The sequence below is a fragment of the Actinomadura madurae genome, assembly GCF_047130825.1.
GTDB classification, from domain to species: domain Bacteria; phylum Actinomycetota; class Actinomycetes; order Streptosporangiales; family Streptosporangiaceae; genus Spirillospora; species Spirillospora madurae.
On record NZ_CP083237.1, the window covers coordinates 1,716,397 to 1,742,052 of the forward strand.

A 25,656-nucleotide genomic window follows, 5' to 3' on the forward strand; every position below is an offset into this window, starting at 1 on the left:
AGTGTCAGAGGGGTGAGGGGACGGGGCGGATGGTGAGGGTGTTGACGTCGACGCCGTCCGGCTGCCCGATCGCCCACACGATGGCGTCGGCGATCCGGTCGGCGTCGATCATCGCCCGGTCCGGCGGGCCGCCGTCCGCGTCGAAGAAGTTGGTCTCCGTTGCTCCGGGATTGACCAGGGTCACTCCCACTCCGTCATGGGTCACCATGCGCCGGGTGTTCTCGGCGAGCCCGGTCACCGCCCATTTGGTCGCCCCGTAGATGTTGCCGGGGCTGTAGACCACTCCCGCGACACTTCCGATGAGCACGATCCGTCCGTGCGTCCGCTTCAACTCGGGCAGGGCGGCCCTGATCAGCAGCGCCGGTCCGAGCACATTGGTCAGCACCATGTCGCGCCATACGGCGGGGTCCCCATCGGTCACGTCGTCGAAAGAGGCGAAGCCTGCATTGGCCACGACCGCGTTGAGCCGCCCGAATTCCTTGACCGTGGACTCGACGGCGGCCTGCACGTCCTCGTAGTCGCTCGCGTCGCCGACGAACGTGCGCAGCCCTGCCGGGTGGCCCATCGACTCGGCGAAGCGATGGAGACGATCCGCGCCCCGTCCGGTGATGCTCACCCGGTACCCCCGGCTCAGGAGCAGGCGGGCCGTGGCCGCCCCGATTCCGCTTCCGCCGCCGGTGATCAGGCAGACAGGAGAGTCACTCACGTGCAGCCCCCTCGTGGATCTCGTCGTACGGGTCAGGGTTTGAGGGCTACGCCGCCGTAGGCGCCGGCCTGGGAGGAGGCGAGGGCGGCGTCCTTCGGGTTGCCGTCGGGGCGCCATTCGGTGACGGGGACCACGCCCGGGTCGACCAGGTTCCAGCCTGTGAAGAACTCCTCGACCCGGTCGCGGGAGCGGACGGTCAGGTTCACGCCGGACGCGGTGTAGGTGCTCACCACGGCGCGGGACTCCTCCGGGTTCTCCACCAGGTCGGCGGTCGCGTGCGAGAAGATCATCACACTGCCGGGCGGCAGGACCCCCTTGTAGCGCTCCAGGATCTCGCCCGGTCCGTCCTCGTCGGGGACGAAGTGCAGGAGGGCGACCGTGAGCAGCGCGACGGGCCGCGTGAAGTCGATGAGCTCCGCCGTCTCGGGCGCGGACAGGATGCGCTCGTGGTCGCGGAAGTCGGCGTCCAGGTAGGCGGTGCGGCCCTCGGGGGTGCCGGCGAGCAGCGCGCGGGCGTGCGTCAGGACGATCGGGTCGTTGTCGACGTAGACGACGCGCGAGTCGGGAGCGATGGCCTGGGCGACCTCGTGGGTGTTGTCGGAGGCCGGGATCCCGGTGCCGATGTCCAGGTACTGGCGGATGCCGAGGTCGGCGGCGAACCGCACGGCGCGGCCGAGGAAACGGCGGTTGGCCTGGGCGGCCACGGCGATATCGGGGAAGATTTCGAGCGCCTTCGCGGCCGCTTCCCGGTCGGCCGCGAAATTGTCCTTGCCGCCCAGGTAGTAGTCGTACATGCGCGCCGAATGGGGGACGTCCGTCCGCAGGTCCGAGGACGGTGCGTGATCGCCCTGCCACTCCGACGACACCATTGGCGACTCCCCCGGTCCGGCATTTTCTCGCCCCGGCTTTCCCGCCGGTAACTTTGATCCTATCCGGGCCCGGGGGGCGTCACGGCCGTTTCAGGAATCGCGTTCCTTAAGCAGGGCCTTGTGGATTTTGCCGACGGGGGTGAGGGGCACCTCCGCGGTGATGACGAACTGGCGGGGGACCTTGTAGTCGGCCAGCCGGTCCCGGCAGTAGGCGGCCAGTTCGTCCTCGGTGGGCGGACCGCTCTCGGGGCTCGGGACGATGTAGAAGCGCCCCACCTCGCCGAGGACGTCGTCGGGGACGCCGATGCCCGCGGCCATCGCCACCTTGGGGTGGGCGGTCAGGACGTTCTCGATCTCGACCGGGTACACGTTGAAGCCGCCCTGGATGTACATCTCCTTCTTGCGGCCGCGCAGGACCAGGTGGCCGTCCGGTTCCATCTCGACCATGTCGCCGGTGGCCAGCCAGCCGTCCGGGGAGAAGACCTCGGCGGTCTCGGACGGCATGTCCCAGTAGCCGGCGGCGACGCACCCGCCGCGGATCTGGAGCTCGCCCGCCTCGCCGGGCGGGAGGACGCCGCCGTCCGGGCCGACGACCCGGGCCTCGAAGTCGCCGATGATCGCGCCGAGGGTCCGGGAGACCGTCTCGGGGTCGTCGTCCAGCGGGGACAGCACGCACGCGCCGGAGGACTCCGACAGGCCGTACAGGCCGTAGACCGGGGCTCCCGGGAAGCCCTGGCGGATGGCGTCGGCCAGCGCGGGTTCCACGTTCGAGCCGCCCGCCACGCACATGCGCACGGACGAGACGTCGTGGTCGGCGAAGTCGGGACGGCCGAGCATCAGCACGTACATGGTCGGGACGGCGCCGAGGTACGTCACCCGGTGGCGCTCGATGGCGCGCAGGGCCGCGTCCGGGGAGAACGCCGGGAGGAGGGCGACCGAGCCGCCGCTGACCAGGGCGGTCATGACGGTGCAGGTGATGCCGCCGACATGGTTGAACGGAAGGTGCCCCAGCAGGACGTCGTCCTCGGTCATCCCGCAGTGGTCCGCCTGCGCGTGGGCGGACGCCAGGATGCCGCGGTGGGTGATGACCGCGCCCTTGGGCCGTCCCGTCGTGCCCGAGGTGTAGAGGATCATGAGCGGGTCGTCGGGACGCACCGCGCCGGCGGCCGACGCGAGCGCCGCCGGGTCGGCGGAGGACGCCGTCAGGTCGTCGAAGCCGGCACCGAAGTGCACGGCCGGGATCTTCGCCGACTCGTAGAACGCCGCGAAGTCGAAGCCGGGCACGGAGTCGAGGCTGATGACCAGCCGGGCGCCGCTCTGCCCCAGCATGTAGGACAGCTCCCGCTCCCGGTAGCGGACGTTGAGCGGGACGACGACCGCGCCGATCCGGGCCGCGCCGAAGAAGGCCGCGAGCCACTGCGGGGTGTTGAGGCCCAGCAGGCCGATCCTGTCCCCGCGGGAGACGCCGCGGGCCAGCAGGCCGGCCGCGACCCGCCCGGCCAGCGCGTCGAACTCGGCGAACGTGATGGTGCCGTCGCCGTCGCGCAGGAACGTCGTGCTCCGTGCCGCGGCGTGCTCAAGCGTCGCTCCGACCGTCTCTGCCCGCATCTCGCCCTCTCTCGTCACGATTCCTGGTCATGGGAGCGGGGTTTGCGCACACCTCAGAGCTTGCGGCCGACGCCGGCGTAGAACCAGATCGGCAGGGCCTCCTCCAGAGCGACCTCGCGGTCGGGACGCCACAGCGGCGCCCACACCAGGCCGGGGTCGACGAGCTCGAAGTCGCCGAACAGGGCCGTCACCTGGTCGCGGTCCCGGGGCGTCCCGGGCGCGTTGGTCTTCTTGTAGACCTCGACCACCTTGGCGACGATGTCCGGGACGCCGTCGGCGGAGGCATGGGTGATCGCCATGTGGCTGCCCGGGGCCAGCGCGGCGCGGAGGGCGGCCATGATGCCGGGCGGGTCGTCCTCGTCGGCGATGAAGTGGAGCGTCGCGATCGTCAGCAGCCCGACCGGCTTGGTGAAGTCCAGCAGCGGCGTGATCTCGGCGTGCTCCAGGATCTCCCGGGGGCGGCGGATGTCGGCCTGGACCATTCGCGTGCCCGGCGAGTCGGCGAGGATCGCGCGGCCGTGCGCGACGACCTGGCCGTCGTAGTCGACGTAGGCGACGCGGGCGGCGGGGTTCACCGACTGGGCGATCTGGTGGACGTTCTGCTGGGTGGGGAGCCCCGTGCCGATGTCGAGGAACTGGTCGATGCCCTGCTCGGCCATGTACCGCACAGCGCGGCCCATGAACGCCCGGTTCTCCTTGATCAGGGTGATCAGGGTGGGGTCGGCGGCCTTCGCCTCCTCGGCACGGAGACGGTCGGCCTCGTAGTGGTCCTTGCCGCCGAGGTAGTAGTCGTACATCCGGGCGATGTTCGGGACGGTCGGGTCGAATCCGCCTGGCCGGAACCCCTCGCCTGCCACCGTGTCTCCTCACCGGCCGCTCATGATCTTCGGTACTACCTTACGGTGCCTTGCCCGTCCCTCGAACCGTTCCAAGCGGGCGCACCGATCACGATTCGGTTCCGCGCCTGGTCAGCTCGTCCTGTTCGAAGATGGTCGTCATCGGGAGGCCCGGCCGGGGTTGGCGGGCAGCCCGCCGAACCGCGCCGGCCGGACGCGCCGGTAGGCGTCCAGCACGGGGGCGAGCTCGGCCGGCGTCGCGCCGTGCAGGATCACGCTGTCGGCGCCCGCGTCGAACTGGGAGAGCACGCGGGCGGCGCACCGCTCGGGCGTGCCCGTGGCGGACGCGGCGAGCCACTCCTCGGGGAGGAGTCCGGCGACACGCCGCAGCTGCTCGGTGGTGCCGATCGCGTCGAAGGCGCCCGGGTAGCCGGAGACGAGGTCGTCGGCGCGGAACCGGGCCAGCACCGCCGGGTCCCAGCCGTTGACCCTGACCAGCAGGTCGCCGTAGCCCTGGAGGTAGGTGGCGAGGCGGCCGACGAGCTTGCGCAGCCGCGGTTCCTCGTCCAGGTGGTCGCCGACCGTGGCGAGCACCGACCAGATCCGGACGGACGCCGGGTCGCGCCCGGCCTCGTCCGCACCGCGCCGGACCGCGGCGACGGCTTTGGCGAGGGTCTCGTCGGTGAAGAAGGTGTGCAGGACGACGCCGTCGGCGACGCGCCCGGCGAACTCCAGCGTCCGCTCCCCCATCGCGGTCAGGATGACCGGGACGTCCTCGTCGAACGCGGGATCCTGGCTGAGGTAGGGGAAGGTCCCGGCGGGCCCGTCGTGCCCGGCGACCGCTTCGCCGTGCCAGAGGCGGCGCAGGATCCCGATGACGTCCTCGAGCTGCGCGGAGGTCACCCGGGGCAGGCCCATGACGTCGAAGAGGGCGTCGAATCCGCGCCCCAGGCCCAGCGCGAACCGCCCACCGGACATCCGGTGCATGGTGGTCGCGAAGGTCGCCGTCAGCAGCGGGTGCCGGGTGTTCGGATTCGTCGCCGCGGTCGCGATCCCGATCCGCTCGCTCACGGCCGCGGCGGCCCCCGACAGCGCGGCCGCCTCCTTGGTCGTGAAGCGCTCGGACAGGAAGACCGCCCCGAGGCCCAGCCGCTCGCCCTCCGCGACCTCGGCGAGCAGGTCCCGGGGGCTGTCCGAATGCCCGGCAAGCCCGTAGAAGCCCAGCTCGGGAAGATCACTCATGAGCGGACCTTAGTCTGGACAGGTGTCCACATCAAGGGAGGGGCGCGGGGACGGCGTTCGCGCCGGCGCCGTGCCGCCCGCGCGGGCGCAGGTCAGGGCGACGACGGGCAGCAGCGTGACGAGCCCGAAGGTGACGAGCCGGATGCCGTAGTCGTTGACGACCGCGCCGATCACGCACGTGGTCAGCACCGCCGCGAGGGTGGGGCGCAGCGCCGGCCACTCGCGCAGGGCGGCGTGCGACCAGGCCGGAGCGAACCGCTCGGGCCGCGCCACCGCCAGGACCAGGAGCGCGAGGACGAGCACGGTCCCCCACGCCACCGGGCCGCCCGCCAGCGAGCCCAGCGCGTAGCCGGCCTTGCGCTCGACGAGCTGCCAGGCCTGCCCGTCGAGCACCTCCTGGACGAAGCGCCCGGCATGCGTCCGCGAGGCCGGCGGGCGCAGCCAGTCGGCCGCGCCCACGGCCGCGACCACGGCGACCGCCGCCGACCCGACCGCCGCCAGCCGCACCGGTGTCAGCCGCACCCCGGCGATCGTGAGCGCCAGCACCGCGACCCCCGGGATCAGGGCCAGGCCCCCTCCCACGTCGGCGCCCCAGCCGGGCCAGGTGTCGACGGCGACCGCGACGGCGCCGATGGCCGCCACCGCCGCGGTCGCCGCCCGGCGCCGCCCGCGGGCGGTCAGCTCGGCCGCGGCCGCTCCGGCCAGCACCAGCGCGGCGACGGAGAAGACGGCGAAGGTGGAGTTGCCGAACCCGTAGTACCGGCCGCCGTACAGTGCGGACGGGCCGAACGGGCTCGCACGGTGCAGCAGGGTGCCGGTCGCCGCGTCCACGACCAGCACGCTGAAGGTCAGCAGGCCGACCGCCAGGGGCACGTGCCAGAGCGGGCGCGCGGGCAGCAGCGCCACCGGCACGACCGCCACCGCGACGGTGACGGCCAGGGCGCCCCACAGCGTCGCGTCCGGGAACGGGCTGTGCCACCACCGTGTCAGCGACACCAGATACATCGAGACCGGGATCACCGAGAAGACGAGGGCCGCGCCGGCGAAGGCCCGCCTCCCCCTGTCCGACGATCGGCGCCGCGCCATCGCTGCGGCGGCGAACAGCACGAGCTGCGAACCCGCCACGATGACCAGGAGCAGCCCCGCCCAGCGCCGCAGCGTCTGGTCGGTCGTGGTCACGGCGCCCAGCTCGTGCACGGTCCTCGTCGCGTCGGTGGGGCGCGCCCGGCCGAGGGAGATCGGCGCGCCGCTGAACTCCGCCGGCTCGGGGGCGCCGGCCGCGTCCACGAGGGTGCTCGGGACGTCCAGCAGCCGCACCACCCCGCCCCAGCGGGTCGAGGTGACCGTCAGCAGCGCGGGATCGGGCCGGGACGCCGTCACCGGGCCGCGGACCATGCTCACCGCGAGGTGGGGCGTCCCGCCCGGCGGCTCGGTGACCCCCTGGATCAGCACGGTGACCTCGCCGCCGAGGCGCCGCAGGACCTCGCCCGCGAACGCGTCGATCCTCGCCAGCGAGGCGAGCCGCCCGGATCCCGACTCCACGACCTGGCCGCCGTCGATCACCGTGACCGGGCAGCGGAGCGCGGCGCCGTCGACGGTGGCGCGGTAGCGCCCGACCGTACCGTCCGGACGCGCGAGGGCGATCGCGGCGCCGGGGCCGACGGCGGTCTCGCACCCCTCGTGCTCCGCCAGCGCCCTGCCGAGCACCCCGGGGAGCGGTGAGAACTCCGACCGGCGCTGGGCGTCGACGAGCCGGTCCCACCGCGTCACCCGCGCGCCACGGCCGGTGTCCCGCACCGCCGGGAGCGGGACGCAACCACCCGCGCCGGTGCGCGGGCCCACGGCGGCCTGCCCCGCCGACAGCGACAGCCACCCGTCGGACGCGCACGCGGACCCGCCGGTCGTGCGCACGGTCGCCGCGCCGGTCGCCGCACCGCCGGTGAGCAGCCGCCACAGGTGCGGCGTCTGGTTCGCGCGGATGTCCCCCCACGCCAGCCCGGCGACGCCGATGACCACCACCGGCGCGCGGACCGGCCGGGCGTCCGCTCCGGCGCGGCCCATGATCTGCACCGCCGCCGATCCGATGACCAGGCAGACGAGCACGGCCGCCCACCCCACCGCGATCCCGCCGCGCCTGCCCGCCCCATCGATCATGTACGCCAGGGTCCAGCGGGACGCCGCGGCGGGCAACCGGTCGCCCCGGATCGGGACCGGCCGGTCAGGCGTCCAGCCCGGCGGCGACGCGGGCGGCCGTCTCGCGGAGCCAGATGTGGGCCGCGTCCTGCGTGTGGACGGGGTGCCACCACAGCGCCTCCTGGACGGGCACCGCCTCGAACGGGCACGGCAGGACGCGGACCTTCGCGACCGGGCGCAACAGCTCGGCGAGGCGGCGCTGGATCAGGGCGATGCGGCGGGTCCCGGCGACGAGGCTCGGGAGGAGCTGGAAGCTCTGCACCGACACCTCGACGCGCGGTTCCAGGCCGAGCATGCTGAGCTGCCGCGCGGCCGGGGCGTCGTAGGGGCGCTGGAAGACGACCCAGGGCAGGGTGGCGAGGTCGTCCATGGTGAGGCGGTCGCCGACGTCGGGGTGGTCGTCGGCGACGACGCAGACCCACTCGTCGCGGTACAGCTCGACGGTCGGGAAGCCGCTGACGATGCCGTGCGGCATGAGCAGGCCGTCGACGGCGCTGAGGACGGCGCCGGTGTCGTCGACGATGTCGGGGGAGAACTGCTGGAAGACCAGGCGCGTCCCCGGGGCGTCGGTGTGCAGGGCGCGGGCCAGTCCGGCGCCGAACACCGCGACCGCGTAGTCGGACGCGATGATCGTGAACTCGCGGCCGGCGGTGGCGGGGGCGAACTCGGCGCGGCTGGTGAAGAGCCGCTCCAGGAGGGCGCAGGCCGTGTCGGCGGGTGCCCGCAGCGCCGCGCCGAGCGGGGTCAGCTCGTAGGTGTTGCCCGCCCTGACCAGCAGGTCGTCGGCGAAGTGGCGGCGGAGGCGGGCGAGGGCGGCGCTGGTGGCGGGCTGGCTGAGCCCGATGCGCTGCCCGGCCCTCGTGACGTTGCGTTCCGTCAGCAGCGCGTCGAGGGCGACCAGGAGGTTGAGGTCGAGGCTCGCCAGGTTCATCGGTCATCCACGGGGTCGATGGGTGGCATACGAGGAATCTATTTCCCAGATCCAGATGGGCGCCTCAAGGTTAGGGGCACAGACCGAGAGGACTCCTCCGTGGACTCACCTTCACCGCCGTTCGCACTCGGCACCTTCTCCGGCCGGGACGGGACACCGTTTCCAGGCCTCGTCCGCGACGGACTGGTCACCGACCTGCGCTCCCTGGCGGCGACGACGCGGGACCTGCTCGAACGCTGGGACGACGCCCTGCCCCTGCTGCACTCGGCCGGCGGGGACGCGGTCCCGCTGGACGGGCTGAATGTGCACGCGCCCATCGAGCCGCGCCAGCTCCTCCAGTCGGGCGCCAACTACCGCACGCACGTCATCGACCTCGCGGTGGCGCACGAGCCGGAGGGCGGACGGCCCGCCGAGCAGGTCCGGGCCGAGACGGCGGCGATGATGGACCGCCGCGCGGCCGAGGGCCGTCCGTACCTGTTCACCGGGCTGCCGTCGTCCATCACCGGCCCCTACGACGACGTGGTGCTGCCGTCGTGGTGCGAGAAGCCGGACTGGGAGCTGGAGCTGGCGGCGGTGATCGGCCGCGGCGCGTTCCGCGTCCCGGAGGACCGGGCGCTGGAGCACGTCGCCGCCTACACGATCGCCAACGACCTGACGGCGCGGGAGGCGGTGTTCCGGCGGGACATGCCGGAGATCGGCACCGACTGGCTGCGGGCGAAGAACGCTCCGACGTTCACACCGCTCGGCCCGTATCTCGTGCCGTCGCGGTTCGTGGCCGACCCGGGCGACCTGCGGATCACGCTGCGGCTGAACGGCGAGGTCATGCAGGACGAGACCACGAAGGACATGCTCTTCGGCGTGGCGCGGCTGGTGGCGGAGGCGTCCCGGACCGTCCGGCTGCTGCCCGGCGACCTGGTCCTGACCGGAAGCCCGGCCGGTAACGGCCTGCACCTGGGGCGGCTGCTGCGGCCCGGCGACGTCATGGAGGGCGCCATCACGGGTCTCGGCGTCCAGCGCAACCGGTGCGTGGAGGAGGCATGACGCCCGACCGCACCGATCCCGAGGCCGCCGTCGCCGAGGCGGCCGCCGCGTGCTCCAACTGGGGGCGGTGGGGCGAGGACGACGCCCTCGGCACCGTGAACTTCATCGACGAGGCCAAGCGGCGGGAGGGCGCCGCGCTCGTCCGGCAGGGCGTCTCCTTCTCGCTCTCGCAGCGGTTCGACATGGACGGGCCGCAGAAGGGCTGGCGCCGGCGCACCAACCCCGTCCACACCATGCTCGACACCGGGGCGGACGCGGCGCTCGGCAACCAGGGCTTCCCGCACGGGATCGGCGGCGCCGACGATGTGATCGCGATGCCGTTGCAGTGCTCCACGCAGTGGGACGGCCTGGGCCACATCTTCGACCACGGCCGGGCGTGGAACGGGCGTCCGGCGGAGAAGGTCGTCACCTCCGAAGGCGACCTGGTGACCGGCATCGAGCATCTCGCCCCGCACGTCGCCGGCCGCGGGGTGCTGCTGGACGTGGGCCGCGTGCTCGGCGACGGCGGCGAGCTGCCGGACGGGTTCGCCATCACCGAGGAGCACCTGCGGACGACGATCGGCGCGCACGGCGTGACGGTCGGGCGCGGCGACATCGTCTGCGTCCGGACGGGGCGGCTGGCGCGCGCCCGGCGGGACGGGTGGGGCGACTACGCGGGCGGGCCCGCGCCGGGGCTGTCGTTCACCACCGCCGGATGGCTGCACCGCACGGAGATCGCCGCCATCGCGACCGACACGTGGGGCTTCGAGGTCCGGCCGAACGAGTTCGACGAGGCGTTCCAGCCGCTGCACCAGGTCGTCATCCCGCACATCGGGCTGCTGGTCGGCGAGATGTGGGACCTGGACGGCCTCGCCGCGCACTGCGCGGGCGACGGCCGGTACGACTTCTGGCTCACCGCCGCGCCGCTGCCGGTCACCGGCGCGGTCGGCTCCCCCGTCAACCCCATCGCGATCAAGTGAGGCGTCATGAAGGTACTGATCGTCGGCGGCGGCACCGCCGGGTCGGCGCTGGCGATCCCGCTGGCGCGCGGCGGCGTCTCGGTCGATGTCGCCGAGATCGCGGCCGGGCCGGTCGGGTCGGGCTCCGGGATCACGCTACAGGGCAACGCGCTGCGCGTGCTGCGCGACCTCGGCGTGTGGGAGCGGGTGGAGGCCGCCGGGTACGGGTTCGACATGCTCGGGCTCCGGGCGCCGGACGGGGCGCTGATCGCCGAGATCCCCGGCGCCCGCACCGGCGGGCCGGACCTGCCGGCGACGGTCGGGATGAACCGCCCCGAGCTGGCCGCGATCCTCGCGGAGGCGGTGCGGGACGCGGGCGCCCGCGTCCGGTACGGGCTCACTGTGTCGGCCCTTGAGGAGGGCGGCGCGGGCATCACCGCCCACCTGTCGGACGGGTCCTCCGGGGCCTATGACCTCGTCGTAGGCGCCGACGGGATCCGCTCCGCCGTGCGCCGGCTCATCGGCATCCACGTCGAGCCGGAGCCGGCCGGCATGGGGATCTGGCGGATCCACACGAGCCGCCCCGAGAGCGTCGAGCGCACCGACCTGATCTACGGCGGGCCGTGCTTCATCGCCGGGTACTGCCCCACCGGGCCGGACACGATGTACGCGTACCTGGTCGAGAAGGCACGGCCACGAGAATCCAGTAAAGAAGCGGACAAGGCCTCTCATATGCGGGCGCTCGCCGCCGGGTACGGCGGCGTGTGGGACGAGATCCGCACCGGCATCACCGACCCGGACCGGATCAACTACACCTGGTTCGAGTCGCTGCTGGTCCCGCGCCCGTGGAACCGGGGCCGGGTCGTGCTCATCGGGGACGCTGCGCACGCGTGCCCGCCGACGCTCGCCCAGGGCGCGGCGCAATGCCTGGAGGACGCCTCCGTCCTCGCCGAGCTGCTCCTCGGCGGCGCGCCGGCCGGCCAGGCTCTCTTCGACGCGTTCATGGACCGGCGGTTCGAGCGGGCCGGGGCGGTCGTCGACGCGTCGGTGCAGCTCGCGCGCTGGCAGCTCGACCCCTCGCCCGACGCCGACGTCCCCGGGCTCATGGGACGCATCGCCGCCCTCGTCACGGAGCGGCCGTGAAGACCATCGACGTCCACGCGCACGTCCTGCTCCCAGAGATCGAGGAGACGGTCGCCGGGGAACCGGGGCACGCCGAGCACCGGGCGCTGGACGCGCGGCGCAACGGGGCCGCGTCCCTCCAGGTCAGCGGCCGGATGGTCGGCGAGCGGATCGGCCGCCTGACCCGGGTGGAGGAGCGGCTGGCCGTCATGGACGCCGCCGGGATCGACGTGCAGATCGTCAGCCCGTCCCCGTCGCACTACCACTACTGGGCCCGCCGCGACCTCGCCCGCACCGTGTACCGGCTGGCGAACGAGGGCGTCGCCGCGCACTGCGGGCGGGCCCCCGACCGGCTGTACGGTCTCGGGCTCGTCCCGCTCCAGCATCCGGATCTGGCGGTCGCCGCACTGGACCACGCGCTCGGTCTCGGGTTGCGCGGGGTCGAGATCTCCTCCTGCGCACCCGGCCTCGAACTGTCGGACGAGGCACTGGAGCCGTTCTGGACGCGTGCCGAGGCGTCCGGCGCCGTGGTGTTCCTGCACCCCTTCGGCTGCACGCTGGACGAGCGGCTCGACCGGTTCTACCTGTCCAACATCGTCGGGCAGCCGGCCGAGAACGCGGTCGCCCTGTCGCACCTGATCTTCTCCGGCGTGCTGGACCGGCATCCCGGCCTGAAGATCGTCGCGGCGCACGGCGGCGGCTACCTGCCCACCGGCCTCGGACGTTCCGACCACGGCTGGCGGGTGCGCCCCGAGGCCCGGTCGTGCGCCGAACCGCCGAGCGCCTACCTGCGCCGGATCTGGTTCGACTCCCTCGTCTACGAACCCGGTGCCCTGCGCTCGCTGGTGGACGCGGCCGGGGCGGCACAGGTCGTCCTCGGCTCGGACTACCCCTTCGACATGGGCGTCGAGGACCCGCTGGACCGGCTGCGCGCCGCGCTCCCGCCCGGCCCCGTCCTCGACGCCGTGCGCGGAGGCAACGCCGCCGCGCTCTTCGACATCAAGGAGTGACCATGCCCGACCGTCTCATCACCCATCTGCGGCACGTCGACCTCGCCGTCCCCGACTACGAGAAGCAGCACCGGTTCTACACCGGTGTCTGGGGCCTGACCGAGGTGGCCGGCGACACCGGGATCTCCTTCCTCGCGGCGGAGGGGTCACCCGAGCAGTACGTCGTCCGGCTCCGGAAGGCGGAAGACAAACGCCTCGACCTCGTCTCCTTCGGCGCCGACTCCCCGGCGGACGTGGACGCCCTCGCCGAACGGCTCGCCGGCGCCGGGGTGAGGCAGGTGAGCGAGCCCGGGAAGCTGTCCACGCCGGGCGGCGGCTACGGGTGCAGGTTCTTCGACATCGACGGCCGGACGGTCGAGGTCTCCGCGGACGTCGCCGCCCGCCCCCATCGCAGGATCGAGCCGCGGGAGGCCGTGCCGGTCCGGCTGTCGCACGTCGTCCTCAACTCGCCCGACCTGGACGCCACGCGCGCCTGGTACGAGCGCCACCTGGACTTCGCGCTCTCGGACACGCTGACCTCCCGGCACATGGGAAAGGTCATGCACTTCATGCGCTGCAACCCGCAGCACCACAGCGTCGCGATCGCCAAGGGCCCGCACACGTCCCTGCACCACGTCTCGTTCGAGATGCGCGGCATCGACGAGTACATGTACGGGACGGGACGGCTGCTGCGCGCCGGAGTCCGCATGATCTGGGGCCCGGGACGCCACAAGGCCGGGGACAACACCTTCTCCTACTTCCTCGACCCGCACGGCAACACCGTCGAGTACACCACCGAACTGGAGAACCTCGACGAAGACGCCTGGCACCCGCACCTGTACGACTTCTCCGACCCCGACGTCACCGACCAGTGGGGCACGGCCAACCCCATGAACGAACTCATCGCCAAGGAATCGTTCAACGACCCCGACCGCGGCGTGTTCGTCGCCCCGCCCGTCTAGGACGAGCATGCGACTCGCCACCTACGCGCATCTCGGCCTGCGGCGCTGCGGAATCGTCGACGGCGACGCCGTGGCACCGTTCCCGCTCGGCACGGAACTGCTCGACATCGTCCGCTCGGGTCCGCTTCCCCAGGCGGCGGAACCGGTGCCCCTGCGGGAGGTGCGGCTGCTGCCGCCGATCGAGCCGCCGTCCGTCCGCGACTTCGTGACCTTCGAGGAGCACGTCGAGGGCGTCCGGCGCAGCGTGTCCGGGGAGGCCGGAGTCCCGGACGCCTGGTACGACGCGCCGACCTTCTACTTCTCCAACCCGCACGCGATGGTCGGCGCCCACGACGCGGTGCCCGTCCCGCCCGGATCGTCCGCGCTGGACTTCGAACTGGAGGTCGCCGCGATCGTCGGCCGTCCGGGCGCCGACCTCACCCCGGAGCAGGCCCGCGACCACGTCTACGGATACACGATCTTCAACGACTGGTCGGCGCGCGACCTCCAGGCCCGCGAGATGCAGGTCGGTCTCGGCCCCTGCAAGGGCAAGGACTCCGCCACCACCCTCGGGCCGTGGCTGGTCACCGCCGACGAGCTGGAGCCCTTCCGCGACGCCGAGGGCTTCCTGCGGCTCGCCCTCACCGCCGACGTCAACGGCGAGATCGTGGGACGCGACCTGCTGTCCAACATGGGCTGGCCCTTCGAGGACCTGCTCGCCTACGCCTCTCGCGGTGCCACCCTGCGCCCCGGTGACGTCCTCGGGTCGGGCACCTGCGGCAACGGCGGCTGCCTCGCCGAACTGTGGGGCCGCGACCGCGGCGGCCGAACCCCGCCCCCGCTCAAGCCGGGCGACACCGTCACCCTCACCGTCGAAGGCATCGGCACGGTCTCCAACAAGATCGTCCCCGGGCGCGACCCCGTCCCGGTCCCCCGCGCCCGCAAGCGTCCCCGCGAACGGCCCTACCCGTCCAAGTAGGTCTGGTGCGCCAGGTAGTCGAGATCTTCGCGTTCGGCATGGTGGCGGAGCAGGGCGATCGGAACGCTGAGGGGCGCCCGCCCCTGGCGGTAGCTCTCGATGGCGTTCAGGACGTCATGCCGGCGCGTGTCGTCGAGCCGGTCCCTCAGCAGCCCGAAGGCGTGCTGGAGGGCGTTGGTGTGGCGGCCCCGGTCCGGGCGGACGGCCAGCGCCGCTTCGAACGTCCGGCGGTAGGCGGCCTCCACCTCGCCGCGGGGCCGGGTGCCCGCCCGCGCGACGATCCGGCCCAGCTCCCGGTAGGCGGGCGGCTCGTGGGCGAGCACCTGCAGCTTGTGGCGGCTGTGGAACTCGACGAGGTCGCGCGGGCGCCAGCCGGCCTCGAAGAACGAGTGAAGCCGGGCAACGGCCTCCGGGTTCACAGCAGCTCCCTCATCCGGTGGAGCCCGCGGGCCGTGCGGGCCTTGACGGTCCCGAGCGGGACGCACAGCCGGTCGGCGATCTCGCGTTGCGTGAGCTGCCCGAAGTGGGCCAGCACGATCGCCTGCCGCTGCAGGACGGGCAGGGCGGCCAGTGCCTTCCGGACGTCGCACGCGGCGTCCACGGCGGGGGTGGCGTCGGGCTCTCCCACATCCTCCAGCGGCGCCCACCGGCGGTGATGGCGCGCCTCGGTGCGCAGCTGGTCGATGGCGCGCTTGCGGGCGATGGCCAGCACCCACGGCTCCAGCTCGCGGGCGGGGTCGAACCGGCGGCGCGTTCTCCACAGCTCCAGGAAGACCAGCTGGACCACGTCGTCGACGGCATGGCCCGGAACCAGCCGGAGGACGTGCCGCCGGACCAGCGGCGCGAGCGTGGTGTAGCACTCGTCCAGGGCCGTCTCGTCCCCCTGCGCGAGGCGCGTTCCCAGTGTCATGCCTCCGCCCTTGCCCGAGGAAATCGCGTCAAAACTTATTCATAGTTGGGATTCCGGGCAGAAGCCACCTCGGTACCGCAAAGAGGGCGGAAACGTTTCGCGCAGGTCAGGACGGGTCGAACGCGGACCTGATCTCGGCCACCGCGGCGGGAAGGCTCGTCACCGGGCGGACACCGGCCGGGAGGCGGTCACGCGCCCAGCCCGGCCCGCCCGCCAGCAGGCGGGCCGCCGGGCGGGAGCCGGGCAGCCCGTCCAGCCAGCCGGGATCGCCGGTCCCGGCCGTCTGCGACCACACGAACACCGCGCCGGGCCCGGTGCGCCGGATCGCGGCGGCCAGCGCGTGCTCCGGCACCCGCGCCCCCAGCAGGCGCACGCCGACGCCCTCCTCGGCGAGCGCGGCGGCCAGCGCGTGCACCGGCAGGCTGTGCTGCTCCTCCGGCGCGCACGCCAGGAGCACCGGACGGACGTTGAGCGGCTCCGCGGGCGCCGGCACCTCCGCCAGGCAGGCGAGCAGCACGGTCGACAGCAGGTGCTCGACCTCGACGCAGTCGCCGGTGGCCTCGTGCTTGCGCCCGATCCCGGTCAGCACCGGGACGATCAGGCCGTCCCAGGCCCCCGCGACCGCGTCCCGGGCGATGGCCGTCCGGACGAGCCGGGTCATCGCCGGGACGTCCAGCGCCATCGCCGCCCGCGCGAGGCCCCGGGCCTCGGCGGTGTCCGCGCCGGCGGGCACCTCGCCCAGCGGCACCCGGCGGCCCCCGGCGCCGTGCGCGTGCGGGCGGAGCGGCGCGCCGGGCGGGCCGTCCAGCGCGGCCCGCGCCGCCTCCCCCGGCGGCGCGCCCGCGAGGATGAGCCGCTGCATCGCCTCTAGCCGCGCCAGATCGGCGACCGTGTAGCGGCGGTGGCCGCCGGCGCTGCGCCCGCTCGGGCCGATCCCGTACCTGCGGTCCCACGTGCGCAGCGTGGCGGCGGCCACGCCCAGGCGCCGCGCCACCGCGCCCACGCCCAGTCCCGCCGCCGGTTCCATCGAGCCACCCCGCGTTCCGGTCTCCGGTGTCACTCCGATCGCACAGCGTACGATCCACCAGGCCTTCGCCGGAACCGCTCCCGCCGGTTGCACCGCGGCGCCGGGCGCGCAACCGGTCCGGGGCGTCCGTCCGAAGACCCTGTGATGGACACCTCGATCATGCTGTTCACCCGGGACCTGCGAGTCCGAGACAACCCCGCCCTGGCCGCGGCGTGCCGGGCCCGCCGGGTCGTGCCGCTCTTCGTCTTCGACGACCGGATCCTGGGCGGGCGGTTCGCCCCGCCCAACCGCGTCCGGTTCCTCCTTGAGAGCCTTGCCGACCTGCGGGAATCGCTCCGGGAACTGGGCGGCGACCTGGTGCTGCGGCGCGGCGACCCGGTGGCGGAGGTCGCGCGCCTGGCCAGGGACGCCGGAGCGGGCGCGTTGTTCCTGGCCGACGAGCGTTCCGCGCACGCGGACCGCCGCCTCGCCGGCCTCCGCGGGCTCGGCCTGGAGGTCTCCGCGTGCCCCGGCATCACGGTCCTCCCGCCCGGGGACCTCACCCCCGCGAGCGGCGACCACTACCGGGTGTTCACGCCGTACTGGCGGGCCTGGGAGGCCGCCCGCCCGCGTCCGCTCGCCGGCACGCCCGAGGCGGTCGGCCTGCCGCCCGGCCTGGATCCCGGCCCGCTGCCCGACCTGGCCGACCTGACCGCCGGCTCGGCGTCGCCCTGCCCGGCGCCCGGCGGCGAGCGGGCCGGGCGCGCCCGCATGGCGGCGTGGCTGCGCGAGGACGCCGGGTCCTACGGGCACGTCCACGACGATCTCGCCGCCGACCGCACGTCCCGGCTCAGCCCGTACATCAAGTTCGGCTGCGTCTCGCCGCGGGAACTGGCGCGGGCCGGCCCGGACGGGTTCCGGCGCCAGCTCGCCTGGCGCGACTTCCACCACCAGGTCGCCGCGGCGTTCCCCGCGCTCGCCAGGGAGGACTACCGGCCGCGCGAAGGGCGCTGGAACCGGGACGAGGACGCCCTGGACGCCTGGCGCGACGGCAGGACCGGCGTCCCGATCGTGGACGCGGGCATGCGGCAGCTCGCCCGCGAAGGCTACATGCACAACCGCGCCCGCCTCATCACGGCGTCGTTCCTGACCCGCGACCTCGGCATCGACTGGCGGCAGGGCCTGCGCCACTTCAACGACCTGCTCATCGACGGCGACATCGCCGACAACGCCGGGAACTGGCAGTGGGTGGCGGGCACCGGCAACAGCACCAGGCCCGACCGCGTCATGAACCCGCTCCGGCAGGCGTCCCGCTTCGACCCGGGCGGCGACTACGTCCGCCGCCACGTGCCGGAGCTCGCCGGCATCGAGGGGCCGCGCGTCCACCGCCCCTGGAGGCTGGCGGACGACCGGAGGCGCGCCCTGGACTACCCGTCCCCCGTCATCGGCCCGAAGTGATCATTCGACCGGAGGAGGCTCATGGACACCGGCGCCACGCAGGGGCGGTTGTGCCTGGTCACCGGAGCCAGCGGCTACATCGGGGGCCGGCTGGTGCCCGAACTGCTGGACGCCGGCCACCGGGTGCGGTGCATGGCCCGCTCCGCCCGGCGGCTGCGCGACCAGCCCTGGGCCGGGCGGGTGGAGATCGCGGAGGCCGACGCCACCGATCCCGGCGCGACCCGCCGTGCCCTGGAGGGCGTGGACGTCGCCTACTACCTCATCCACGCGATCGGCGGCCGAGGGGGCTTCGCCGAGAACGACCGCCGCGCGGCCCGCACCTTCGCCGACGCCGCGCAGGAGGCCGGCGTTGGCCGGCTCGTCTACCTCGGCGGCATGGATCCCGAGGAGGAGCTGTCGCCGCATCTGCGGTCCCGCGCCGAGGTCGGCGAGATCATGCTCGCCGGCGGGGTGCCCGCGGCATGGCTGCGCGCGGCCGTGATCATCGGTTCGGGGTCGGCCTCCTTCGAGATGCTGCGCTACCTGACCGAGCGCCTGCCGGTGATGGTCACTCCGCGCTGGGTGCACACGCGCATCCAGCCGATCGCGATCCGGGACGTCCTGCACTACCTGGTGGGGTCCGCGGACCTGCCCGCGGACGTGAACCGCGGCTTCGACATCGGCGGCCCGGACGTCCTCACCTACACCGACATGATGCGCCGCTACGCCGCCGTGGCGGGGCTCAGGCGCCGGATCATCGTGCCCGTCCCCGTGCTGAGCCCGCGGCTGTCGAGCCTGTGGGTGGGGGCGATCACCCCCGTCCCCGGCGCGCTGGCGCGCCCCCTCGTGGAGTCGCTGCGGAACGAGGTGGTCTGCCGCGAGAACGACATCGCCGAGCACGTGCCCCCGCCGCCCGGCGGACCGGTCGGCTTCGACCGGTCGGTGGCGCTGGCCCTGCGCCGCATCCGGGAGGCCGGCGTCGCCACCCGCTGGTCGTCGGCCGCCACCCCGGGCGCCCCCAGCGACCCGCTGCCCACCGACCCGAACTGGGCCGGCGGCAGCCTCTACACCGATGAGCGGACGTGTGTCACGCACGCCCCGCCGGACCGGCTGTGGGAGGTCGTCGAGGGCATCGGCGGGGACCGCGGCTGGTACTCCTTCCCGCTCGCCTGGCGCGTCCGGGGCCTTATCGACCGCCTCATCGGCGGCGTCGGCCTGCGCCGCGGCCGCCGGGACCCGCGGCGGCTGCGCGTCGGCGAGACGGTGGACTTCTGGCGCGTCGAGGAGATCGAGCCGGGCCGGCTGCTGCGCCTGCGCGCCGAGATGCGGCTGCCGGGGCTGGCCTGGCTGGAACTGGCCGTCCACCGGAGCGGCGGGCACACCGTCCTCGGCCAGCGGGCCCTGTTCCACCCGCGCGGGCTGGCCGGGCACGCCTACTGGTGGGCGTCCCGCCCCTTCCACCACCGCGTGTTCAAGGGCATGTGCCAGGGCATCGCCCGTGCCGCCGAGCAAGGGGCCTCGGCGGGCGCGGACCGGTCCGCGCCCGCCGGGCACCACCGCTAGGCGGAGCGGGAGACGATCGCGACGCCGCTGAAGTGCGGCACCTCCGGCACCGGCCACGGGGACGGGTCGGGACGCCAGCGCGAGCACGACACGACACCGGGCTCCAGAAGGCGCGCTCCGTCGAACAGCTCCGCGATCTGCTCGGGCGACCGGGCCCGGATGGGCGTGCCGCCGCGGTCCATCACCTCGCGCACGGCGCGGCGCATCGCCTCGCCGTCCAGCTCGTCGGTGGTGGCGTCGCAGGTGTGGGAGATGACGAGGTAGCTGCCGTCCGCGAGCTCCTTCAGCAGGTCGGCGACCAGGCCCCTGGCCGCGTCGTCGTCCACCACGTGGTTGAGCACGCCCAGCATCATCAGCGCGATCGGGCGGTCGAAGTCCAGCGTGCGAGCGGCCCCCGCGAGGACCTCCGCCGTGTCGCGGATGTCGGCCTGGATGTAGTCGCAGGCCCCCTCCGGGGTGCTGGTCAGCAGGGCGCGGGCGTGGCTGAGCACCAGGGGGTCGTTGTCGACGTACACGATCCGGGATTCCGGCGCGGCGCGCTGCGCGACCTCGTGGGTGTTGTCGACGGTCGGCAGCCCGGTCCCGAGATCCAGGAACTGCCGGATGCCCTGGGAGGACACGAACCGCACCGCGCGGCCGAGGAACGCCCGGTCGTTCTGCGCCGACTTCGCGATCACCGGCAGGACCCGCAGCACGGCCTCGCCGGCCTCGCGGTCCACCGGGTAGTTGTCCTTGCCTCCGAGCCAGAAGTCCCAGACGCGCGCCGAATGCGGCACGCTGGTGTCGATCTGTGGCTCCGGTCCAGACTCCCCGGACATGGCCCCACCTCCTTCTCTGATAATCGCAGACGAACAGCGGCGTCGACGTCAAACCCGCACGGGAAGAGAGACCAGGCCGCGGACGATCGAGCCGGTGCGGTGATGGCGGAGGTCGGCGGCCGGCACGGCGAGCGCGAGACCGGGGAAACGGTCCAGCAGGCCGCCGATGGCGATCTGGCCCTCCAGGCGGGCCAGCGGGGCGCCGAGGCAGAAGTGGATGCCGTGGCCGAACGCGACATGGCGCTTGGGGGCGCGGGTGACGTCCAGCCGGTCGGGCGCCTCGAACACCGCCGGGTCGCGGTCGGCGGCGCCGAGGGAGACGTGCACCCAGGCGCCCTTGGGGATCGGGGTCCCGGCGATCTCCATGTCCTCCAGGGCGATGCGCTGGCTCGCCCACGCCAGCGGCCCGTCGAACCGGAGCAGTTCCTCGACCGCGGACGGCAGCAGCTCAGGCCGCCTCCGGAGCAGGTCGAGCTGGCCGGGGGCCCGGAGCAGGGCCAGCACACCGTTGCCGATGAGGTTGACCGTGGTCTCGTGGCCGGCGATGAGCAGCAGCCCGATGCTGTTGACCATTTCGGCCTCGGTGAGGGCGGCGTCCCCGTCGCGCGCCGCGATCAAGGCGCTGACCAGGTCTTCCTCCGGACGGGCCCGCCGTTCGGCGATCACCTCGCCCAGATAGCCGGTGAAGGCCCGTGCCACCTCGCGCCGGTGCGCGCGGGCCTCGGCGGTCAGCGCCGGCACCGTCAGCACGGCCGTCCACTCGCGGAACCGTCCCCGGTCCGACGCCGGCACGCCGAGCATCTCGCAGATGACCTGGATCGGCAGCGGGACCGCGAGATCCTCGATCAGGTCGGCCTCGCCGCGCGCCGCGACGCCGTCCAGCAGGGCGCCGGCGATCTCCTCGACGCGCGGGCGCAGCCGCTCGACGCGCCGGGCGGTGAACGCCTTGGCGACCAGCCCGCGCATGCGGGTGTGGTCGGGCGGGTCCATGGCGAGCATCGTCCCGCCGAAGAACATCTCGCCGTTCACGGGCACGGCGCTGTGGGCACTGTCCTTGGAAAGGCGCGGGTCGTTCAGGGCCGCGCGGCCATGCTCGTGGTCGACCACCAGGAAGGCGGTGGCCCCGGGAGGGAAGTCGATCGGGTGGACCGGTCCCGACTCCCTCAACTCGGCGTAGACCGCGTACGGGTCCTCACTGAACGTCCGGCTGAACAGCAGTCGCTGCGGGAGCATCGGTCCACCCTACCGACGGCGATGAAAGGATGATCCGCATGGGACAAGTCGTGGTCACCACAGAGCGAACGCTGAACGCCGGCCCGGACCGGGTGCTCGCCGCACTCGGCGACTACACCGGTGTCCGATCCCGCATCCTGACCGAGCACTTCAGCGAGTACGACGTGCGCGAGGGCGGCCAGGGCGAGGGCACGGTGGTGCACTGGAAGCTGGCCGCCACGAGCAAGCGGGTGCGCGACTGCCTCTTCACCGCGAGCACGCCCGGCAAGGATCGGCTGGTCGAGCGCGACGCCAACTCCTCCATGGTCACCACGTGGACGGTCTCCCCCGCCGGTGACACCTCCCGCGTGCAGGTCACGACCACCTGGGACGGAGCGGGCGGCATCGGAGGGTTCTTCGAGAAGACCTTCGCCCCCAAGGGCCTGCGGCGCATCTACGACGCGCAGTTGGAGAAGCTGGACACCGAGCTGGGCACCTGACCGGCGCGCGGCCGCCTCACCCGGCCGGAGTGCCGTAGACGCTGACCTCGGTGAGGTGGAAGGTGAGGTTGGCGGTGTTGCCCAGGCCGACCACCCGGACGTAGCGGGCCTTGGCCTCGGTGTTCATGGTGTCGCCCGCGTCGGCGGCCGGGCGGGGCCCGTTGCGGCCGCCGATGGTGAACCAGCGGGCGCCGTCGAGGCTGCCCTCCAGCCGGTAGGTGTAGTAGCGGGTGCCGTCGACGTAGTTGCGGACGTTGACGCGCGACACGTCGTTGACGGCGCCGAGATCGACCCGCCACCAGTTCTCGCCGTAGGTCATCCGGCCGCCCCAGTACGGCGAGTTGGCGCGGCTGCCGTCGTTGGCGGCCTCCGGCGGCCGTCCGGGCTCGGAGGAGAGCGCCGTCACCGGCTTGCGGAGGCTCCGCAGCAGGTCGCCGGAGCCGTCGCGGGACGTGTCGGGCGCCGCTACGACGCCGCCGCCGAAGAGGGCGATCGCCTCCTGGCCGGTGTCGCGGTTGACGGCGCTGGCGAACAGGCCGACGTCCTGCGCACCGGCCGCGCCCGGGACCGTCCCCGAACCGACCACGGCCCAGTTCTTACCGTCGGAACTGCACGATCCGGTCATCCGGTCGCCGTCCCTGCGGAGCCGCACGTGGACGGCGCCCGCGGTGAACCCGCCGACCTCGGTGACGTGGTCGAGCCGGCCGTCACCGTCGCCGTCGTAGGAGAAGACGCACCCGTGCTCCGGCGTGACGGCGATGGCGGCGTACCCGGCCGAGCCGGTCTCGGCCAGGTCGTCGCTCGCGACCAGCCCGGCCCGGGTCCAGGGGGACGAGCCGTCCAGCCTGGTCACCTTCGTGGACACCGCGGTTCCCGGGGCCAGCCCGCCATCCTTGTAGACGGTCGCGAACTCGTTGGTGCCGCCCCACATGTCCCTGCCGCCGGCGGCGATGCCGATCGTGTCTCCCGCCCGCGCGAACTCCGCCTCGGTGGACGCGGCGGTCTTGTAGGGCTCGTCGAACGTGCTTCCACCGACCATGAGGAGGGAGCGCGCGCTCACCTGGCCTGACGCGCCTCCCGCGGTGCGCCAGGAGACCGTGGCGCGCAGGTCCGGCAGCGTGCCCGGCTCAGCGCCGGACGGCGCGGTCACCGTCCAGGTCGCGGTCCCCGTCTTCCCCGGGCCGACGTCGTCCCCTCCGGTCGACTGCGGCACGACCTCGTATCCGCGCGGCGCGTCCAGCCGGAAGCGCACCCCGCGGGCCGCGCTGAGCGCCGACTCGTTGGTGAAGGTCGCGGTCACCCGGACGGTGCCGCCCGGCTCGATGCCCTTCCGGCCGGTGGCGAGGGCCAGCGCCCCCGCAGGCTCCCCGGCCACCCGCTCCGCCAGCCGGTACGCGTCGCCGCGCGGCTCGGCCGCGTAGCGGGTGCCCGCGCGCGCCCACGTCTCGGCGACGGCGCGCCAGTCGATCCGCCGCGGCTCCTCGCCCGTCTTCAGCGACCGTCCCAGCTCGTCGAAGAACATCCGCCAGCGCCCGGCGTAGTAGCCCCCGACCAGGCCGTTGAACTCGCGGCGCGCGTAGTCCTGGAGCCCCGGGCTGTCGCTCTCCCACAGCGTGACCAGCGACTTGAGGTTGTAGTCCAGCGTCGCGGCCTCCTCGCGGCTCGCCGCCTGCCGGGCCGCCTCCCGCTGCCAGGTGCCGAGGAGGAAATGGGGGTCGGTGCCAAGGACCTCGTCCATGAGGCGGAGCTCGCCCATCCACCGGCCGGTGAGCTGGGCGAAGGCGGCGCGGTCGCCGTCCCGGTAGGCGACCCGGATCTTCGGCAGGAGCAGCCTGCTCCGGTTCGCCAGCACCTGGCGGGAGACGTCGACCAGGTCGTAGCGGTACGCGCCGGACCGCCGCAGCCGCCGGTCGACCTTCAGCAGCTCGCCCAGGGCCTTCTCGAACTCGGCGGGCTCGTACTGGAGGGGCGTGCCGGTGTTGGCGAGGTTCGGCTCGTCGTCGAACAGACCCGTCACGTGCCGGGTGTCCTTGCCCGCCGGCCAGGCGTAGGCCGTCCCGCCGATGATCCGCCAGGCCGCGAGAGCGTGCGGGTCGGCGGCGCCGTAGCGGGCGGTGGCGTACTGATCGAACCAGGCGTCCATGTCGACCGGCCCGTCCCGCCACGGCATGTCGGCGAAGAACGCCACCGCCGCCGGGTTGTTGTCGATGGCCTCGGGCATCAGCGCGATGCCGTCCATCGCGGTGCCGGGCTTGGCGCGCCACGCGTGGAACTTCTCGTTCCAGACGGTGAGGCCGGCGCCGAAGTTCTGGTGGCCGCCGAAGTTCCAGATGGTGCCGAAGGCGTACGGCGTGCCGAGGAAGTCCTTCTCCCGGTCGGTGATGTTCGGCTGCTCGGTGATGCCGTCCACGATGAACATCCGCGACCGGTCCACCGCCTGGAGCGTCTCCTCGCGGGGGTTGTTCTGCCAGCCGAGGATCACCCAGGTCGCGCCCGGATGCGCGGCGTCGAGCGCGTCCTGCACGGCCCTGGACGCCGCGGGCACCGGCACGGACCCGGCCCGGCCGCCCTCGTGCAGCAGGTCCATCTTGTACATCGTGCTCGGCCCGTACAGCTCGGTCTGCGCCTTGTAGAACGCCGCCGCGACCCTGCCGAACTCCGGCCCCGTCGGGTCGAGCCAGTCCGGGCGCTCCAGGCCGTTCCAGGTGCCCTGCGGAACGGTGTTCGCGCCCGGGTTGCGGGTCTCGAAGTCGGTCGGGACGGTGCCGTAGTAGCCGGGCAGCACCGGCGTCATGCCCAGCTCGCGCAGCCGATCGACCATGCGCCGGGCCAGCGCGGCGCGCCGGTCGATCAGCTGCTGGGAGATCGGCCCGTCGGTGCAGCACATGTTCTGCAGCAGCCACCACGCCTGGTGGCCCGGCTGCGGGATCCACGCGCGCATCTCCGCCGCGCTGTAACCGAACCGCTGGAAGGTCCGCTGGTAGACGGCGTCCTGCCCTTCGTACACCAGCACCTCGTTGATGCCGAGCAGCGCGAGCGCGTCGATGCGGCGCTCCCACTCCTCCCAGCTCAGGTAGGCGCCCGCGTAGCCCTCGTTGGTGTCGTTGAGCGCGAACCGGTGGGCGACCGACGCGTCCGCCTCGATCGGCTTCGCGGGAAGCGGCAGCCGCGCGGGCAGGTCGAGCTGCGTCCCGCCGATCGCGACGTCGGCGTGCGCGACCTCGCGCAGGTACCGGCCGAACCCGGTGAGCTGGACGGCCGGGGAGGTGCCCGCGATCACCAGCCGCCCGCCCTCGGCGGAGACCCGGAAGCGGTCGCCGCCGGCGCCCTTGCCGATCGTGCGAAGCCTGACCTGGGCGGCCTTGCGCTTGCCGAGGATCCGCTGAAGCGCGCGGGCGGCGGGCCCGGACCCCTGCTCCGGAGCGGCCACCGGGGCGGCGGGGTTCCCCTCGGCCGCCGCCGGCACGGCCGCGGCGAGCGGCGCCACCAGCAGCACCGCCATCGCGATGATGACCGGCCAGGAGCGGCCGCCCCGTCCTCGTCGTCCGCCCACCGGCATGCCGGACACCTCCACCGAGGTTCGTTAGGCCCGTTAAGAAGAAGGCGGCCTTCATCATGATCATGCAGAGCCCCCCGGTCAAGGGATGCCCGTGATCTTGTGGAGAGGCAAGGGAGCGGAGCGCGCGGTCGGCACGCCCGGGCCGCGCCTGTACGTCGGACTGGCACCCGCCCCTTCAACCCGGCACGAATTTCGACAAACTGGCCAATTTACGGCACCTCCCAGAGCCATTCCCGTGCAGGTATCCGGGCCACAG

At 73.6% G+C, this 25,656-nt stretch carries 22 protein-coding genes; 9 read left to right on the forward strand and 13 right to left on the reverse strand.

The genetic code is table 11. The features are described 5' to 3' along the window. Window positions 1–4 precede the first annotated feature (4 nt). The 7 genes from K8Z49_RS08075 to K8Z49_RS08105 form a co-directional block, all read right to left on the reverse strand. Window positions 5–706, reverse strand: a complete 702-nt coding sequence (locus tag K8Z49_RS08075; RefSeq protein WP_075024740.1) for an SDR family oxidoreductase — start codon at window positions 704–706, stop codon at window positions 5–7. A gap of 32 nt (window positions 707–738) precedes the next feature. Then, window positions 739–1,575, reverse strand: coding sequence for an SAM-dependent methyltransferase (locus K8Z49_RS08080; protein WP_021597268.1), 837 nt, complete (start codon window positions 1,573–1,575; stop codon window positions 739–741). Between the two features lie 90 nt (window positions 1,576–1,665). Continuing rightward, window positions 1,666–3,183, reverse strand: coding sequence for a class I adenylate-forming enzyme family protein (locus tag K8Z49_RS08085; protein WP_021597269.1), 1,518 nt, complete (start codon window positions 3,181–3,183; stop codon window positions 1,666–1,668). Window positions 3,184–3,236: 53 nt separating this feature from the next. After that, window positions 3,237–4,040 carry an SAM-dependent methyltransferase gene (locus K8Z49_RS08090; protein WP_021597270.1) on the reverse strand — a complete coding sequence of 268 codons (804 nt, stop codon included), beginning with the start codon at window positions 4,038–4,040 and terminating at the stop codon, window positions 3,237–3,239. A 138-nt stretch (window positions 4,041–4,178) separates the two neighbouring features. Next, window positions 4,179–5,261, reverse strand: a complete 1,083-nt coding sequence (locus K8Z49_RS08095) for a TIGR03857 family LLM class F420-dependent oxidoreductase (RefSeq protein ID WP_021597271.1) — start codon at window positions 5,259–5,261, stop codon at window positions 4,179–4,181. Between the two features lie 9 nt (window positions 5,262–5,270). Then, on the reverse strand, window positions 5,271–7,415 hold the full coding sequence (locus K8Z49_RS08100; RefSeq protein ID WP_412517921.1) for a hypothetical protein: 2,145 nt from the start codon (window positions 7,413–7,415) through the stop codon (window positions 5,271–5,273). Window positions 7,416–7,479: 64 nt separating this feature from the next. Next, a complete protein-coding gene (locus K8Z49_RS08105) occupies window positions 7,480–8,385 on the reverse strand; it encodes a LysR family transcriptional regulator (protein ID WP_412517922.1) in 906 nt (301 codons plus the stop codon). Between the two features lie 99 nt (window positions 8,386–8,484). Between K8Z49_RS08105 and K8Z49_RS08110 the strand changes: the two genes are divergently transcribed. Genes K8Z49_RS08110 through K8Z49_RS08135 form a run of 6 tightly spaced genes read left to right on the forward strand, consistent with a single transcriptional unit; the run spans window position 8,485 to window position 14,395 of the window. Continuing rightward, a complete protein-coding gene (locus tag K8Z49_RS08110; RefSeq protein WP_412517923.1) occupies window positions 8,485–9,426 on the forward strand; it encodes a fumarylacetoacetate hydrolase family protein in 942 nt (313 codons plus the stop codon). After that, window positions 9,423–10,385, forward strand: coding sequence for a cyclase family protein (locus K8Z49_RS08115; protein ID WP_412517924.1), 963 nt, complete (start codon window positions 9,423–9,425; stop codon window positions 10,383–10,385). The genes K8Z49_RS08110 and K8Z49_RS08115 overlap by 4 nt, the downstream gene beginning before the upstream one ends. Before the next feature lie 6 nt (window positions 10,386–10,391). Next, window positions 10,392–11,507 (forward strand): FAD-dependent oxidoreductase, encoded by a 1,116-nt coding sequence (locus K8Z49_RS08120; protein WP_412517925.1) that lies wholly within the window; start codon window positions 10,392–10,394, stop codon window positions 11,505–11,507. Then, complete coding sequence (locus K8Z49_RS08125) at window positions 11,504–12,496, forward strand: amidohydrolase family protein (RefSeq protein ID WP_111831725.1); 993 nt, start codon at window positions 11,504–11,506, stop codon at window positions 12,494–12,496. The genes K8Z49_RS08120 and K8Z49_RS08125 overlap by 4 nt, the downstream gene beginning before the upstream one ends. Window positions 12,497–12,498: 2 nt before the next feature. Further along, a complete protein-coding gene (locus tag K8Z49_RS08130) occupies window positions 12,499–13,437 on the forward strand; it encodes a VOC family protein (RefSeq protein WP_412517926.1) in 939 nt (312 codons plus the stop codon). A 7-nt stretch (window positions 13,438–13,444) separates the two neighbouring features. Next, window positions 13,445–14,395: a fumarylacetoacetate hydrolase family protein gene (locus K8Z49_RS08135; protein ID WP_021598721.1), complete on the forward strand. Its 951-nt coding sequence runs from the start codon at window positions 13,445–13,447 to the stop codon at window positions 14,393–14,395. Here K8Z49_RS08135 and K8Z49_RS08140 read toward each other — a convergent pair. The 3 genes from K8Z49_RS08140 to K8Z49_RS08150 all read right to left on the reverse strand — a co-directional run bounded on the left by K8Z49_RS08140 (window position 14,380) and on the right by K8Z49_RS08150 (window position 16,332). Further along, window positions 14,380–14,814 (reverse strand): YbgA family protein, encoded by a 435-nt coding sequence (locus K8Z49_RS08140; RefSeq protein ID WP_021598720.1) that lies wholly within the window; start codon window positions 14,812–14,814, stop codon window positions 14,380–14,382. The genes K8Z49_RS08135 and K8Z49_RS08140 overlap by 16 nt on opposite strands. After that, window positions 14,811–15,305, reverse strand: coding sequence for an RNA polymerase sigma factor (locus K8Z49_RS08145; protein WP_021598719.1), 495 nt, complete (start codon window positions 15,303–15,305; stop codon window positions 14,811–14,813). The genes K8Z49_RS08140 and K8Z49_RS08145 overlap by 4 nt, the downstream gene beginning before the upstream one ends. 106 nt (window positions 15,306–15,411) lie before the next feature. Continuing rightward, window positions 15,412–16,332: a MerR family transcriptional regulator gene (locus K8Z49_RS08150; RefSeq protein WP_075024750.1), complete on the reverse strand. Its 921-nt coding sequence runs from the start codon at window positions 16,330–16,332 to the stop codon at window positions 15,412–15,414. A gap of 144 nt (window positions 16,333–16,476) precedes the next feature. Between K8Z49_RS08150 and K8Z49_RS08155 the strand changes: the two genes are divergently transcribed. Both K8Z49_RS08155 and K8Z49_RS08160 read left to right on the forward strand, forming a co-directional pair. After that, complete coding sequence (locus K8Z49_RS08155) at window positions 16,477–17,769, forward strand: cryptochrome/photolyase family protein (protein WP_412517927.1); 1,293 nt, start codon at window positions 16,477–16,479, stop codon at window positions 17,767–17,769. Between the two features lie 21 nt (window positions 17,770–17,790). After that, complete coding sequence (locus K8Z49_RS08160) at window positions 17,791–19,311, forward strand: SDR family oxidoreductase (RefSeq protein ID WP_412517928.1); 1,521 nt, start codon at window positions 17,791–17,793, stop codon at window positions 19,309–19,311. Here K8Z49_RS08160 and K8Z49_RS08165 read toward each other — a convergent pair. Next, window positions 19,308–20,129 (reverse strand): SAM-dependent methyltransferase, encoded by an 822-nt coding sequence (locus tag K8Z49_RS08165; protein ID WP_021596949.1) that lies wholly within the window; start codon window positions 20,127–20,129, stop codon window positions 19,308–19,310. The genes K8Z49_RS08160 and K8Z49_RS08165 overlap by 4 nt on opposite strands. Window positions 20,130–20,177: 48 nt before the next feature. Continuing rightward, a complete protein-coding gene (locus K8Z49_RS08170; protein ID WP_412517929.1) occupies window positions 20,178–21,362 on the reverse strand; it encodes a cytochrome P450 family protein in 1,185 nt (394 codons plus the stop codon). A 38-nt stretch (window positions 21,363–21,400) separates the two neighbouring features. On the opposite strand from K8Z49_RS08170, the gene K8Z49_RS08175 reads away from it, so the two are divergent. Then, window positions 21,401–21,841, forward strand: a complete 441-nt coding sequence (locus K8Z49_RS08175) for an SRPBCC family protein (RefSeq protein WP_024936455.1) — start codon at window positions 21,401–21,403, stop codon at window positions 21,839–21,841. A gap of 16 nt (window positions 21,842–21,857) precedes the next feature. On the opposite strand, the gene K8Z49_RS08180 is transcribed toward K8Z49_RS08175, so the two are convergent. Beyond that, window positions 21,858–25,400: an alpha-N-acetylglucosaminidase TIM-barrel domain-containing protein gene (locus tag K8Z49_RS08180; protein ID WP_412517930.1), complete on the reverse strand. Its 3,543-nt coding sequence runs from the start codon at window positions 25,398–25,400 to the stop codon at window positions 21,858–21,860. Window positions 25,401–25,656: the final 256 nt, after the last annotated feature.